Source organism: Streptomyces sulfonofaciens, assembly GCF_014656295.1.
In the GTDB taxonomy this organism is placed as follows: Bacteria; Actinomycetota; Actinomycetes; order Streptomycetales; family Streptomycetaceae; genus Streptomyces; species Streptomyces sulfonofaciens.
Genome location: NZ_BNCD01000033.1, coordinates 53948 through 66491, shown reverse-complemented (window position 1 = coordinate 66491; position 12544 = coordinate 53948). Strand labels below are relative to the sequence as shown.

General features: G+C 72.1%; 12 protein-coding genes and 1 pseudogene. 3 read left to right on the top strand and 10 right to left on the bottom strand.

The window, feature by feature from the left end:
• The 4 genes and pseudogenes from IE313_RS32535 to dut form a co-directional block, all read right to left on the bottom strand.
• A pseudogene (locus IE313_RS32535) lies at positions 1-288 on the bottom strand (histidine kinase); the annotation flags it as partial.
• Between the two features lie 188 nt (positions 289-476).
• Positions 477-1706: an alginate lyase family protein gene (locus IE313_RS32530; RefSeq protein WP_189938631.1), complete on the bottom strand. Its 1230-nt coding sequence runs from the start codon at positions 1704-1706 to the stop codon at positions 477-479.
• Positions 1707-2161: 455 nt separating this feature from the next.
• Positions 2162-2950, bottom strand: coding sequence for a DUF3710 domain-containing protein (locus IE313_RS32525; protein WP_189938629.1), 789 nt, complete (start codon positions 2948-2950; stop codon positions 2162-2164).
• 1 nt (position 2951) lies between these two features.
• Complete coding sequence (gene dut, locus IE313_RS32520) at positions 2952-3524, bottom strand: dUTP diphosphatase (RefSeq protein ID WP_229925139.1); 573 nt, start codon at positions 3522-3524, stop codon at positions 2952-2954.
• 142 nt (positions 3525-3666) lie between these two features.
• Between dut and IE313_RS32515 the strand changes: the two genes are divergently transcribed.
• Entirely contained in the window at positions 3667-4137 is a 471-nt protein-coding gene (locus IE313_RS32515) for a DUF3093 domain-containing protein (RefSeq protein ID WP_189938627.1), read from the top strand.
• A gap of 11 nt (positions 4138-4148) precedes the next feature.
• Here IE313_RS32515 and IE313_RS32510 read toward each other — a convergent pair whose 3' ends face one another.
• The 4 genes from IE313_RS32510 to IE313_RS32495 all read right to left on the bottom strand — a co-directional run bounded on the left by IE313_RS32510 (position 4149) and on the right by IE313_RS32495 (position 7961).
• Positions 4149-4949: an EcsC family protein gene (locus IE313_RS32510; protein WP_229925138.1), complete on the bottom strand. Its 801-nt coding sequence runs from the start codon at positions 4947-4949 to the stop codon at positions 4149-4151.
• Positions 4950-5355: 406 nt separating this feature from the next.
• Complete coding sequence (locus tag IE313_RS32505) at positions 5356-5652, bottom strand: DUF4193 domain-containing protein (RefSeq protein WP_003951337.1); 297 nt, start codon at positions 5650-5652, stop codon at positions 5356-5358.
• A gap of 407 nt (positions 5653-6059) precedes the next feature.
• Positions 6060-7301: a sensor histidine kinase gene (locus tag IE313_RS32500; RefSeq protein ID WP_189938625.1), complete on the bottom strand. Its 1242-nt coding sequence runs from the start codon at positions 7299-7301 to the stop codon at positions 6060-6062.
• Positions 7302-7307: 6 nt separating this feature from the next.
• Positions 7308-7961 carry a response regulator transcription factor gene (locus tag IE313_RS32495; RefSeq protein ID WP_189938623.1) on the bottom strand — a complete coding sequence of 218 codons (654 nt, stop codon included), beginning with the start codon at positions 7959-7961 and terminating at the stop codon, positions 7308-7310.
• 340 nt (positions 7962-8301) lie between these two features.
• Between IE313_RS32495 and IE313_RS32490 the strand changes: the two genes are divergently transcribed.
• Positions 8302-8496, top strand: coding sequence for a hypothetical protein (locus IE313_RS32490; protein ID WP_189938621.1), 195 nt, complete (start codon positions 8302-8304; stop codon positions 8494-8496).
• 291 nt (positions 8497-8787) lie between these two features.
• Here the strand turns inward: IE313_RS32490 and IE313_RS32485 are convergent, their stop codons facing one another.
• Positions 8788-9564: an inositol monophosphatase family protein gene (locus IE313_RS32485; protein ID WP_189938635.1), complete on the bottom strand. Its 777-nt coding sequence runs from the start codon at positions 9562-9564 to the stop codon at positions 8788-8790.
• A 214-nt stretch (positions 9565-9778) separates the two neighbouring features.
• The gene (locus IE313_RS32480; RefSeq protein WP_189938620.1) at positions 9779-10906 is read right to left on the bottom strand and encodes a ferrochelatase; all 1128 of its coding nucleotides are present in this window, start codon (positions 10904-10906) and stop codon (positions 9779-9781) included.
• Positions 10907-11057: 151 nt separating this feature from the next.
• On the opposite strand from IE313_RS32480, the gene IE313_RS32475 reads away from it, so the two are divergent.
• Positions 11058-12377 (top strand): D-arabinono-1,4-lactone oxidase, encoded by a 1320-nt coding sequence (locus IE313_RS32475; protein WP_189938619.1) that lies wholly within the window; start codon positions 11058-11060, stop codon positions 12375-12377.
• The last annotated feature ends 167 nt before the right edge of the window (positions 12378-12544 follow it).

The window sequence follows — 12544 nt, the reverse complement described above, 5'->3', positions numbered from 1 at the left end:
ATTCGAATGCGCCAACTCGTCCACCAACACCACCGCGGGCCCACGCACCAGCACCGCATCCACGTCCAACTCCGTGAGCCGCGTCCCGTGCTGGGTGAACCGCTTGCGGGGTATCTGCTCCAGGCCGTCCAGCAGGGCCTCGGTGCGCGGCCGGCCGTGGTGCTCGACGAAGGCGACGACGCAGTCCGTACCGCGCTCCTTGCGGCGGTGGGCCTCGGCGAGCATGGCGTAGGTCTTGCCGACGCCCGGTGCCGCGCCGAGGTAGATGCGTAGCTTGCCGCGTCCCATGGGGCCATTCTCCGCATCGGGCACCGGGACACGGCGCCGAGGTCCGCTGCGCCGGGGGCCCGGCGGAGCATGCGGGCCGCTCCCCCGGGCGCGGCGGGCGGCTCCGCGGCCCCGGAGGACGTACGGGCCGGGCGCCGGTGTGGTCACGGCGCCCGGCCCGGGCAGCGGCTCGCGCGGTGGCGGGTCCGTCAGCTTGGGTTGTCCCCGTGGGTCAGGGTCTCCCAGGCGACGAACAGGTTGTTGGTGCCGGCCGGCCGGTTCTGCTCGGTGAGCTTCTGGGTGTTGTCCATCGCGTTGCCGAGGCGGTTGTGCATGGCGTTGTAGCCGACCTCGGTGACCGGGCCGAGCCCGCGGTTGACGGAACCGCCGCAGAGCCAGCTCGGCGGCGCCGCACCCAGCTCGTACTTGGACTGGAAGCCGAGCGCGTACCGCAGGCGGGTGCCGACGTCCCCGGTGTAGAGGTCATGGCCCTGGATACGGCTGGTCTCGGCGACGTGCGAGATGGAGGAGATGCCGTATCCGGTGTGGGTGAAGTCGCGGCAGGTCTCCTGGGTGACGCCGTTCTCGAAGGTGCTCAGGCCTTGCCAGTAGTTGATGATCTTGTCCCGGGTGTCCAGGCCGCTGCCGGGCGCGGTCTTCGGCAGGGCGCCGTCGGAGGCCAGGTAGATGTAGGCGGGCACCCGGCCCATGAACTTGGTCATGGCCTTGTCGTACGACGTCTGGTCGTCCAGGAAGACGGAGATGCCGGTGGCGGCCTCCATCATCGTCAGCTCCCAGTTGCCGTTGGAGTTGGAGCCGCCGATGATCTCCGGCAGGTAGACGTTGCGCAGCATGGTCGCGAACCGGCTCGCGTTGGGCCAGCCGCCGTCGTACGTGTACTTGATGATCTCGGCGGTCTTGGCCCAGGAGGAGCCCGCCCACCCGGTCTGCAGCGGGGCGTTGCTGTTGGTGTGGTCCTGGATCGTGCCGGACCAGGCGTCCATCAGCTCGATGGACTTCTTGGCATAGGCGGCGTTGCGCGTGATGTACCAGGCGAGCGCGTCGGTGTACGAGGCGATGGCGTCCTCGCGCTCGTCGGTGCAGCCGTAGTTCGGGTTCGAGTACGAGCCGCACTCGACCGTCGCGCGGGGCTTGGCCTGCCGCGAGAGGTCGGCGTACTTGCTCGCGATCATCTGGTCGTAGGCGCCCTTCCAGGGCTGCGCGCCGGCGTTGACCTTCTGGCGGGCGAAGTCGAGCTGCGCCTGGGAGACGACCACTCCGGGGTGGACGAAGGCGGTGGGTGCGGCGTCGGCGCGGTTCGCCGCGGGCCAGGCGAGGAGGGTGGCCACGAGGGCGGTCACCACGCCCGCGACGCCGAGCAGCGCGGTACGTGGTCTGCGGTGGTGCGGCACGGTGGGGGGAGCGGGAGTGTCTGGCATGGTGGGGAGCCATCCGTTCTCGTATGTGAACGACACGTTGGTTTCTGAACACTCGCGATGACGGGTGACCATAGGTACGGACCAGACTTCCGTCAAGGGGTGAAGAAAACCCCCGCAGCTCACCTGCCGTTCATATGAATGAACAGAGCGGTCGACTCCTGTGCGGATGTGCGACTGGGCCGCACCCCCAAGGGGGTGCGGCCCAGCAGGTTCCTCCTACCGCCGCCCCGGCACGGTTCCGGCAACCGGCACCCCGGGGCGCGGCGGCAACCGCACGGGGACCACGGCGCCGCCCGCATCCCACCGGCGGTGGCGCCCGCGTCCCACCAGCGGTACGGACGGGCAGTCAGGGCCCGGGTTCCGAGCCCCGGGCCCCGGAAGAAGAGAGCCCGGGACCAGGGAGCGCGGGCTCCGGCGACCCGGACGGCTCCGGCGGCTCCGGCGGCTCCGCCGCCTCAGCGCACCTCGGTGATCTCGGGCCCACGGGCGAGCTGGCCCATGCCTCCGGAGAAGCGCGAACCCGCCTGCTCCTCCTGCTGGACACCCTCGGGCACCATCTGCGCGTCGTTGGGCAGCTTGAGGACGATCGGATCGCGAGGCGCCATCGGGCCCTCGCCCCGCACCACGACGGTGTCGCGGAAGATCTGCTCCAGCAGGCCCGCGGCCCCCGGCTGCACCGCGCCCTGGCCGGAGATCACTCCGCGCAGGAACCAGCGGGGCCCGTCCACACCGACGAACCGCACCACCTGGAAGCCGCCCTTGCCGTCCGGCAACTGCACCGGGACCTGCGCGCGCAGCTCCCAGCCCAGCGGGCCCTCTACCTCGTCGATGACGCCGCCCTGCTGGGTGATGCCGGTGGCGATCTCCTCGCGGACCTCGCGCCAGATACCCTCGCGCTTCGGGGCGGCGAACGCCTGGAGCTGGATCGCACTGTCCTTGAGGACGACGGTCGCGGCGACGATCGCGTCGCCGGCGACCTCCACCCGCAGCTCCATGCCGTCGACGCCGGGCACGAACATCCCGCCCAGGTCCACACGCCCCTCGCCCGGGTTGCGGACCTCGCCACTGTCCCAGGGACCGTCGGGACGCGGCTCGGGTTCGAGCCGCACGCGCTCCCGCTCGGCGTCCCCGGCCGGCTCGTCCTCCGCGCCATCGACGTCGTCGACCTGCTCGGCCTCGCTCGCCTCGTCCACCGTGTCCACGGCGCCGTCGGCGCGATCCTTCTTCTTGCGACGTCCGAACACGTCACTGTCCTTCCCGGTCAGATACGACCGAAGCGTATCGATTCCCACCCACATGCCCACCGTCGTCACCGCTCAGCGCGGCGTGGCCGCCGGTGGAACCGAAGCCCCCGTCGGCCCGAGCCGAGTCGGGAAGCTCCGCGACCTCCTGGAAGCGCACCTTCTCCACCCGCTGGACCACCAACTGGGCAACCCGGTCGAAGCGCTCGAACCGCACGGCCCCGCGTGGGTCGAGATTCACCACGATCACCTTGATCTCTCCACGGTACCCGGCATCCACCGTCCCCGGGGCATTCACCATGGCGACACCGCAGCGCGCTGCGAGCCCCGAGCGGGGGTGCACGAACGCCGCGTACCCCTCCGGCAGGGCGAGGGAAACCCCGGTGGGCAGCACGGCCCGCTCACCCGGGGCGAGCACGCAGGGCTCGGTCGTCCGCAGATCGGCTCCGGCGTCACCGGGGTGCGCGTAGGACGGCAGCGGTACGTCGGGGTCGACGCGCCGGATCAGTACGTCAAGCTCCTGGCGCGGGGCGGGCTCTGCACGCGCAGGAAGCTCCGGACTCCTCACACGGCTCACGGATTCACCTCGAAGGCGCGGGCGCGCCGGATCCGGTCCAGTACCACTCACAGGCGCAGACCTTACCCGCCCAACCTGGCAGCGCCCCGCGCCCCGGCGCCCTGCGCGCGATCCGGCATATGCGCCGTGCCAAGCTGGACGCATGCAGCCCTCCGCCACCGCCTACGAAGAACGTCTGACCGCGCCGCGCTCCTGGTGGCTGGTCTCTTTCCTCGTGGGGGTCGCGGCAGCGCTGATCGTGCTGCCCTTCGGGCCCCTGCCCACCCTCGGCGGCCTGGTCGGCGGCACGGCCGTGGCCGCGGTGGTGACCAGTTCGTACGGCTCGGTGCGGATCCGGGTGGTGGCGGGCTCCCTGGTGGCCGGAGAGGCGAGGATCCCCGTCTCGGCGCTCGGCACCGCGCAGGTCCTGGGGCCGGAGGAGGCGCGTGCCTGGCGCTCCCACAAGGCTGATCCGCGCGCCTTCATGCTGCTGCGCAGCTATGTGCCGACCGCGCTGCGCGTCGAGATCACGGATCCCGCGGACCCCACGCCCTATGTGTACGTGTCGACACGCGAGCCGGAGCGCCTTGCGGCGGCCCTGAGGGAGATGCGGGCGGCCTCGCCGTCCGCCTAGGACGGCGCCGCCTACGGCTCGACGCCGCCGGGAAGGGTGCCGGGACCGCCGGGAAGGGGGCCTGAGCCACCGGGAAGGGTGTCGGAGCCACCGGGGAGGGCGCCGGGCGGCAGGACGCCGGCGGGCTTCTCCAGGGGCGGCAGCCGGGGAAGGTCCTCCCAGGGCACCTGGTGGCGGCGCAGATCGCCGCGGACGCGCTCGGCCAGCCTTCGGGTGTCCCGCCGGTTCATCACCGCTCCCACGGCCGCGCCGACCATCAGCGGCATCAGATTGGGGAGGTTGCGTACCAGCCGCTTGGTGATCTGCTGGCGCAGCTCGCGCTTCATCTGGGTGCCGACGGCGGAGTTCACCGTCCAGGGCTTGGTCACGTCGATGCCCCGTTCACCCGACCAGGAGGTCAGGTAGGCGATGCTGCGCTCCTTGAGACCGCCTGGCGGGCGGCGGCCGTAGACCTCGTGCAGCTCGGCGATCAGCTTCAGCTCGATGGCCGCCACACCGGTCACCTCGGCGGCCAGCTCGGTGGGCATCGCGGGAGGCACCGGCAGCATGGCCATGGCGCCGATACCGGCTCCCACGGTGGAGGTGCCGTTCGCGGCACCGGCGATGAGTTTGTCGGCGATCTCGTCCGGCGTCAGGCCGGGGAACTGCTTGCGGAGGGTCGCGAGGTCGCGCACCGGGATCCGCGGCGCTATGTCGATCACCCGGTCGGTGAGGAACCCGACCGTGGCCCTGGCGCGCCGCCCGCTGCTGCGTACTCCGTCCCTGACCGCCGCCATACGGCGCCTGGCCGGGGGTGCTGCGGGGCCGGGCATGTCGTCCGTCCTTTCCACGGCGTCCGCCGGGGCCGGCTCCGCCAGGGCCGCCTGTGCGCCCTCGGGCGGGATGGCCGTCCGCGGTCCCGGGGCCACCGGTATGTCCTCGACTCCTGGCGCCCTCCGGTCCTCCGCCGGCTGCTGTTCCGCCGGCCGGTCTTGTGCCGGCTCTTTCACCGGCCGGTCCTCCGCCGGCTGCCCATGTGCCGGTCGATCTCCTGCCGACCGGTCCTCCTGGTCATCCGGCACGCGGACCTCGTCCGCTGCCTCGAGCGAGGCCTCACGGCCCCGCTCGTCGTCACGCGCGCCCCGGGACGGGCCTGGGGCCGCTGCCTGCTCACGGGGGCCTCGCCCCCACAAACGGCGCCTGTGGTGCGGGGTCGAGCCGGTCACGGCCGACCCCGCCTCAGTCGCAGTCGCGGCAGATGGGCTGGCCGTTCTTCTCGCGGGCCAGCTGGCTGCGGTGGTGGACCAGGAAGCAGCTCATGCAGGTGAACTCGTCCTGCTGCTTGGGCAGCACCCGGACGGCCAGCTCCTCGTTGGAGAGGTCCGCACCGGGCAGCTCAAGGCCCTCAGCGGCCTCGAACTCGTCCACGTCGACGGTCGAGGTGGACTTGTCGTTCCGCCGAGCCTTCAGCTCTTCGATGCTGTCCTCGTTGAGGTCGTCATCGGTCTTGCGTGGGGTGTCGTAATCCGTTGCCATATCTGTCTCCCCCTCTGGGTGTCTGTGGTGTCTCCAGCGCACGTAACGCGTGAGAGGCCGGACTTGTGCCCGACCTGAGGCGGAGATTTTGCCTCACATCAAGGTCTGTTACTCAATCGACACCCAACCGACCCCCTCACGGGTGATCGGCTGGGATGGCGAAGGGCACCGTACACGGTCCTGCTGCTGTGGTTCACGAGCGCCACCCCGTGTACTTCCCGTGATCAGCACCCCCGGAAACCCGGATTTTCCCGGCTTTCCCCCAGCACAGCCGACCACAGAGCGTAGGCGGAACGAAACCCTGCCGTGTGATCGATCACACACCATCATCTCGTGAACAGAGCTCGAAATTTCCGCGGGAAGCGAACACGTGCACGAAAGAAGATGACGAAAAGAGCACGGTGATCTCATCGGGGGAGGGTGACGCGCATCACAAGGCCGCCTCCTTCGCGGGGCTCCGCACTGATCCGGCCACCGTGCGCGCGGGCCACCGAGCGGGCGATGGACAGGCCGAGCCCCACACCCTTGTCACTGCCCGTGCGCTCGGTGCGCAGCCGTCTGAACGGCTCGAAGAGGTTGTCGATCTCGTAGGCGGGCACCACGGGTCCGGTGTTCGCCACCAGCAGCACCGCCTGCCCGTGCTGGGCCTCGGTCGTCACCTCCACCCACCCGTCCTCGTGGTTGTACCGGACCGCGTTCTGCACCAGATTGAGCGCGATCCGCTCCAGCAGGACGCCGTTGCCCTGCACGACCGCGGGAGCGCGCTCGCCGCGGATCGCCACGCCCGCCTGGTCGGCCTCCGTGCGGACCTGGTCGATCGCTCGGGAGGCGACCTCGGCCAGGTCGACCGGACCCCGCTCGACGATCTGGTTGTCGCTGCGGGCGAGCAGCAGCAGGCCCTCCACGAGCTGCTCGCTGCGCTCGTTGGTGGCGAGCAGGGTCTTGCCGAGCTGCTGGAGCTCGGGCGGCGCGTTCGGGTCCGAGAGCTGTACCTCCAGGAGCGTGCGGTTGATCGCCAGCGGGGTGCGCAGCTCGTGCGAGGCGTTTCCGACGAAGCGCTGCTGGGCGGTGAAGGCGCGCTCCAGGCGGTTGAGCATGTCGTCGAAGGTGTCGGCCAGCTCCTTGAACTCGTCGTCCGGGCCGTCCAACTCGATACGCCGGGACAGATCGGATCCGGCCACCCTGCGGGCGGTGCGGGTGATCCGGCCGAGCGGCGAGAGCACCCTGCCCGCCATCGCGTACCCGAAGGCGAACGCGATCACGGCGAGGCCGAGCAGGGCGAGCAGCGAACGGCTGAGCAGATTGTCCAGCGCCTCGTGCCGCTGCTGGTTGACGCAGGCGTTCAGGGCGGCGTTGATCTGGTCCTGGGTGCCGGTGAAGGAGCCCAACTGCGGGCATGCGTCGCTGGAGACGGTCACCCGGCCTGAGACGATCTTGAAGGGCAGTTCGTTGCCGACGTGCACGGCCTGCGCCGCCAGCAGGTAGATGATCGACAGCAGCAGGATGCCGGCGATCAGGAACATGCCGCCGTAGAGCAGCGTCAGGCGTATGCGGATGGTCGGACGCAGCCAGGGGAAGGGCGGGTCGGGGCGTCGGGGGTCCCACGTGGGCTTCGGAGGCGCCGTGGGCGGCACGGGGGTCGCGGCCACCGCGGATCAGATCCGGTAGCCGGAGCCGGGAACGGTCACGATGACGGCGGGCTCGCCCAGCTTGCGGCGCAGCGTCATGACGGTCACGCGCACCACGTTGGTGAACGGGTCCGTGTTCTCGTCCCATGCCTTCTCCAGGAGCTGCTCGGCGGAGACCACGGCGCCCTCGCTGCGCAGCAGCACCTCGAGGACCGCGAACTCCTTGGGTGCGAGCTGCACCTCCTTGCCGTCCCGGAAGACCTCGCGACGGTTGGGGTCGAGCTTGATCCCGGCGCGCTCCAGGACGGGCGGCAGCGGCACGCTGGTGCGCCGTCCGAGAGCCCGCACGCGCGCGATGAGCTCGGTGAAGGCGAACGGCTTCGGCAGGTAGTCGTCCGCACCGAGTTCCAGGCCCTCCACCCGGTCGCTGACGTCGCCCGAGGCGGTGAGCATCAGGACACGGGTGGGGATGCCCAGCTCGACGAGCTTGCGGCAGACATCGTCACCGTGCACGAGCGGCAGGTCACGGTCGAGGACGACGACGTCGTAGTCGTTGACGCCGATCCGCTCCAGTGCCGCCGCACCGTCGTAGACGACGTCTACGGCCATCGCCTCCCGGCGCAGTCCGGTGGCCACCGCGTCGGCGAGCAGTTGCTCGTCCTCGACGACGAGTACACGCACGTCGCTCCTCCTTTGCGCCCGCCGGCCCTTGGGCCCGCGGGCCGAGCGCCCTCGCGGGCGAATCCTGTAGGGGGTGAGGCCTCCATCCTGCCTCTTTCGGTCGTAAACCGGCCGTAAGACGCCCTGCGGTCCGGTGACGCCCGGGAACAGCGGATTTTCTCGCCGGGTTGAGGTTTCCGCCGCGGCGAGCGAGGGGAGGACGACGGTTACACCCCAGATCACGCTTTGTATGTGGCGTGCCACGACCCGCTCCGCGGGGCGGCAAGGATACGTGATCGCTTCCCTTTCCAGGGCACACCTCCGTGCCACCACCGACGACCCAGGACGAGGGGGCGCAACCATGGACGCATTCACCGCAGGCCTTCTGCAGCGCATAAGGGCGACCGAGTCCGACCTGACGCGGGCACGCGAGACCGGGGACGACTTCCTCGCCGACGTCGAGCAGGGCGAGCTGGACGACCTGCACCGCCTCGCCGCCGAGCACGGCGTGGAGGTCGGTGCCCCGGGCCTCGGGGCCGCTGTCTCCGGCCGCTGATCGCCAGGGCCGACGGGCCCCGCAGCCTCCAGGGAGGCCGCGGGGCCCTTCTCGTGCCCGCGGCCACCCACCGGCGCCCGGCCCGCGGGCCCCGGCCAGGGGTCCGCGCGGGACTGCGCGGGCGACCACACCCGCGCGCGGCGGACCGCCGGGCCGGCCTCGCGGTCGACGCCGCGGCCGGCCGCGGCGACCTGCCGGAGGCGGGCCGGTTGCGCAGGCGCACACAGGGCCCGCGCGGGGCCCGCGCGTCCGCACCGGGCCGCCCGGCAGGCCGGCCGCGGTGCCGCTTGCTCAGTCGTGCCAGGCGCCCAGTTCCTCCAGGAGCCGCTGGAGCGGGGCGAAGACCCCGGGAGTGGCGGCCACCGCCAGGTCGTAGGACGGCCGCTCGCCCGGACGGCCGCCGGTCAGGGCGCCCGCCTCGCGCGCGATCAGATCGCCCGCTGCCAGGTCCCACGGGTTGAGGCCGCGCTCGAAGTACCCGTCGAGCCGCCCGGCGGCGACGTCGCACAGGTCGACGGCGGCCGAGCCGCCGCGCCGGATGTCCCTGAGCCGCGGGATCAGCCGCCTGGCCACCTCGGCCTGGTGCTCGCGCACGGCGCTCACGTAGTTGAAGCCGGTGGAGACGAGGGACTGCTCCAGGGGCGCGTCGGCCCGGCACCCGAGCCGGCGCTCTCCCAGGTAGGCCCCGCCGCCCCGTACCGCGTGGAACGTCTCACCGCGCATCGGCACCTCGACGACCCCGACGAGGGTCTCCCCGGCGCGTTCCGCCGCGATGGACACCGACCAGGTGGGCAGGCCGTACAGGTAGTTGACGGTGCCGTCGAGCGGGTCGATGACCCAGCGCACCCCGCTGGTGCCCGCCCGGGACGCGCCCTCCTCGCCCAGCACGCCGTCCTCGGGGCGGTGCTCGGCGAGGTAGCCGGTGATCAGCTTCTCCGCGGCGAGGTCCATCTCCGTGACGACGTCGATGGGGCTCGTCTTGGTGGCGGCCACGGCCAGGTCGGCAGGGCGGCCGTCGCGCAGCAGCGCTCCCGCGCGGCGTGCGGCCTCCCTGGCGACTTCGAGCAGCTCGGCCGGCTCGGTCCGGTCGCCGGAGTCGGACGGGCCGCCTCGGCCGGGGCGGCCGGGTCGCGGGGGCTGCTCGGACTGTGCCGGCTCTGACTGCTGCGGCTGCACGGGGTCGGTCACGGTTCTCCTAGAGGGTCCGGTCGGAGGGCTCCGAGTCGGGCCCGGACGTAGGGGGGCGGCGGCTCCGGGGCGGTACCGGGCCGCTCGCCCGGGCTCAGGCGTAGGGGCTGTCGGCGCCCGCGGCGGCGGGCTTGGGGGCACGGGCCGGACAGCAGCCCACCGGGCAGACGTCGTGGCTCGGCCCGAGTCCGCCCAGGGCGCACCGGCGCACCGCGAGGCCGCGCTCCGCGGCGGCCCGTTCGACGACCAGGTCGCGCACGGCGGCCGCGAACCTCGGGTCGGCGCCCACCGTGGCCGAACGGCGTGCGGGAAGGCCGAGTTCGGCGGCCTTGGCCGCGGCCTCCGTGTCCAGGTCGTACCTGACCTCCATGTGGTCGGAGACGAAGCCGATCGGAGCCATCACCACGGCCTGGGCGCCCCCGGCGCCCAGTTCCTCTAGGTGGTCGCAGATGTCCGGCTCCAGCCAGGGGATGTGCGGGGCGCCCGAGCGCGACTGGTAGACGAGCCGCCAGGGCCGCTCGACGCCCGTGCGCTCCTGGACCGCGGCGGCGACCAGGCGTGCCACCTCCAGATGCTGTGCCACGTAGGCGCCGCCCTCGCCGTGCTCCTCGACCGGCCCCGAGGTGTCGGCGGCGGCCTCGGGGATGGAGTGCGTGGTGAAGGCGAGGTGGGCACCGTCGCGTACGTCCGCGGGCAGGTCGGCGAGCGCGGCGAGCACCCCGTCGACCATGGGCTCGACGAACCCGGGGTGGTTGAAGAAGTGCCGCAGCTTGTCGACGCGGGGCGGCTCCAGGCCCTCGTCCTCCAGCGTCCTCAGCGCCTCTGCCAGGTTCTCCCGGTACTGGCGGCAGCCCGAGTAGGAGGCGTACGCGCTGGTGGCCAGGGTGAGGATGCGGCGCCGACCGTCGGCGGCCATCTCGCGCAACGTGTCGGTGAGGTACGGGGACCAGTTGCGGTTGCCCCAGTACACCGGCAGGTCCAGGCCGTGGTCGGCGAAGTCCTTGCGGAGTACCTCCAGCAGGGCGCGGTTCTGGTCGTTGATGGGGCTGACGCCGTCGAAGAGGTAGTAGTGCCGTCCCACCTCCTTCAGCCGCTCCGTGGGGATGCCGCGGCCCCGTGTCACGTTCTCCAGGAACGGGATCACGTCGTCGGGGCCCTCGGGGCCTCCGAAGGACAGCAGCAGCAAGGCGTCGTAGGGGGCGGAATCCAGCGCTTCGGGCATGTCACTGATCCTGCCATCCGGGGGCGGCGGCCGGGAAACGGCGGTTCCCGGTCCCCCTCGGCGTCCTGGGGAACCGTCGTGCGAGTGCCGTGAGTATGATCCCCCTCCACCGGTCGGGAAGCGGTTGCCGCGGCGGGAGGAGCCCTCGGGCATGGCGTACGGGAACAGCACCGCGTGGCGCAACTGGGCGGGGAACGTCACGGCCCGCCCCGTGCGTGAGGTCGCTCCGGCCTCCGTCGGCGAGCTCTCGGCGGCCGTGCGGAAGGCGGCCGAGGACGGGCTGCGGGTGAAGGCCGTCGGCACCGGACACTCGTTCACCGCGGCAGCGGCCACCGACGGGCTGCTGATACGGCCCGGGCTGCTGTCCGGGATCCGCGGCATCGACCGCGCGGCGGGCACCGTCACCGTGGGCGCGGGCACCCCGCTCAAACGCCTGAACGCCGCACTGGCCCGCGAGGGCCTGTCGCTGACGAACATGGGCGACATCATGGAGCAGACCGTCTCCGGCGCCATCAGCACCGGCACCCACGGCACGGGGCGGGACTCGGGGTCCATCGCGGCGCAGGTGCGCGCCCTGGAGCTGGTGACGGCGGACGGCTCGGTGCTCGGCTGCTCGGCGGACGGCACCGAGGAGGAGCGCGCGGTGTTCGCCGCCGCCCGTATCGGCCTGGGCGCGCTCGGAGTGATCAGTGCGGTGACGTTCGCGGTGGAACCGGTCTTCCTGCTCAGGGCGCGCGAGGAACCGATGCCCTTCGACCGGGTCACCTCGGAGTTCGACGGGCTCGTCGCGGAGAACGAGCACTTCGAGTTCTACTGGTTCCCGCACACCGGCAACTGCAACACCAAGCGGAACAACCGCAGCGCGGGCCCGGCCGCACCGCTCGGCAAGGTGAGCGGCTGGATCGAGGACGAGTTGCTCTCCAACGGTCTCTTCCAGGCGGTCAACACGCTCGGCCGGGCGGTGCCCGCGACCGTCCCCGCCCTCGCAGGGCTCACCAGCCGGGCGCTCTCTGCGCGCACCTACACGGACATCCCGTACAAGGTCTTCACGAGCCCGCGCCGGGTGCGTTTCGTCGAGATGGAGTACGCACTGCCGCGCGGGGCGCTGGTGGCGGCGCTGCGGGAGCTGAAGGCCATGGTGGACCGCTCGCGGCTGCGGATCAGCTTTCCCGTGGAGGTGCGCACGGCGCCCGCGGACGACATCACGCTCTCCACGGCATCCGGCAGGGACAGTGCCTACGTGGCCGTCCACATGTACCGGGGCACGCCCTACCAGGCGTACTTCACCGCCGCGGAGCGCATCTTCACGGCCCACGGCGGAAGGCCGCACTGGGGCAAGGTGCACACCAGGGACGCCGCGTACCTCTCGGAGGTCTACCCGCGCTTTTGCGAGTTCACGGCGCTGCGCGACCGGCTCGATCCGGACCGGGTGTTCGGCAACGACTACCTGAGGCGGGTCCTGGGCGACTGACGCCGGGCCGACCGGACCGGCGGACCGGCGGACCGGACGGCCGGCGGGGCCTGCGGCGCCCCTGCATGCCTCTGCGGCGGGGCCGAACGGTTTGACGGCGCGGCAGCTCGCCCGGACACAGCGGCAGCCCGCCCGGACACAGGGATCGGCCCGGTGCCCTCGCCCCG

Excerpts from the sequence above, each read along its gene's own strand:
- IE313_RS32510 (WP_229925138.1), bottom strand. The coding sequence starts at position 4,949 with ATGCCCGGCCCCGCAGCACCCCCGGCCAGGCGCCGTATGGCGGCGGTC.
- IE313_RS32480 (WP_189938620.1), bottom strand. The coding sequence starts at position 10,906 with ATGCCCGAAGCGCTGGATTCCGCCCCCTACGACGCCTTGCTGCTGCTG.
- IE313_RS32505 (WP_003951337.1), bottom strand. The coding sequence starts at position 5,652 with ATGGCAACGGATTACGACACCCCACGCAAGACCGATGACGACCTCAAC.
- IE313_RS32475 (WP_189938619.1), top strand. The coding sequence starts at position 11,058 with ATGGCGTACGGGAACAGCACCGCGTGGCGCAACTGGGCGGGGAACGTC.
- IE313_RS32515 (WP_189938627.1), top strand. The coding sequence starts at position 3,667 with ATGCAGCCCTCCGCCACCGCCTACGAAGAACGTCTGACCGCGCCGCGC.
- IE313_RS32530 (WP_189938631.1), bottom strand. The coding sequence starts at position 1,706 with ATGCCAGACACTCCCGCTCCCCCCACCGTGCCGCACCACCGCAGACCA.
- IE313_RS32490 (WP_189938621.1), top strand. The coding sequence starts at position 8,302 with ATGGACGCATTCACCGCAGGCCTTCTGCAGCGCATAAGGGCGACCGAG.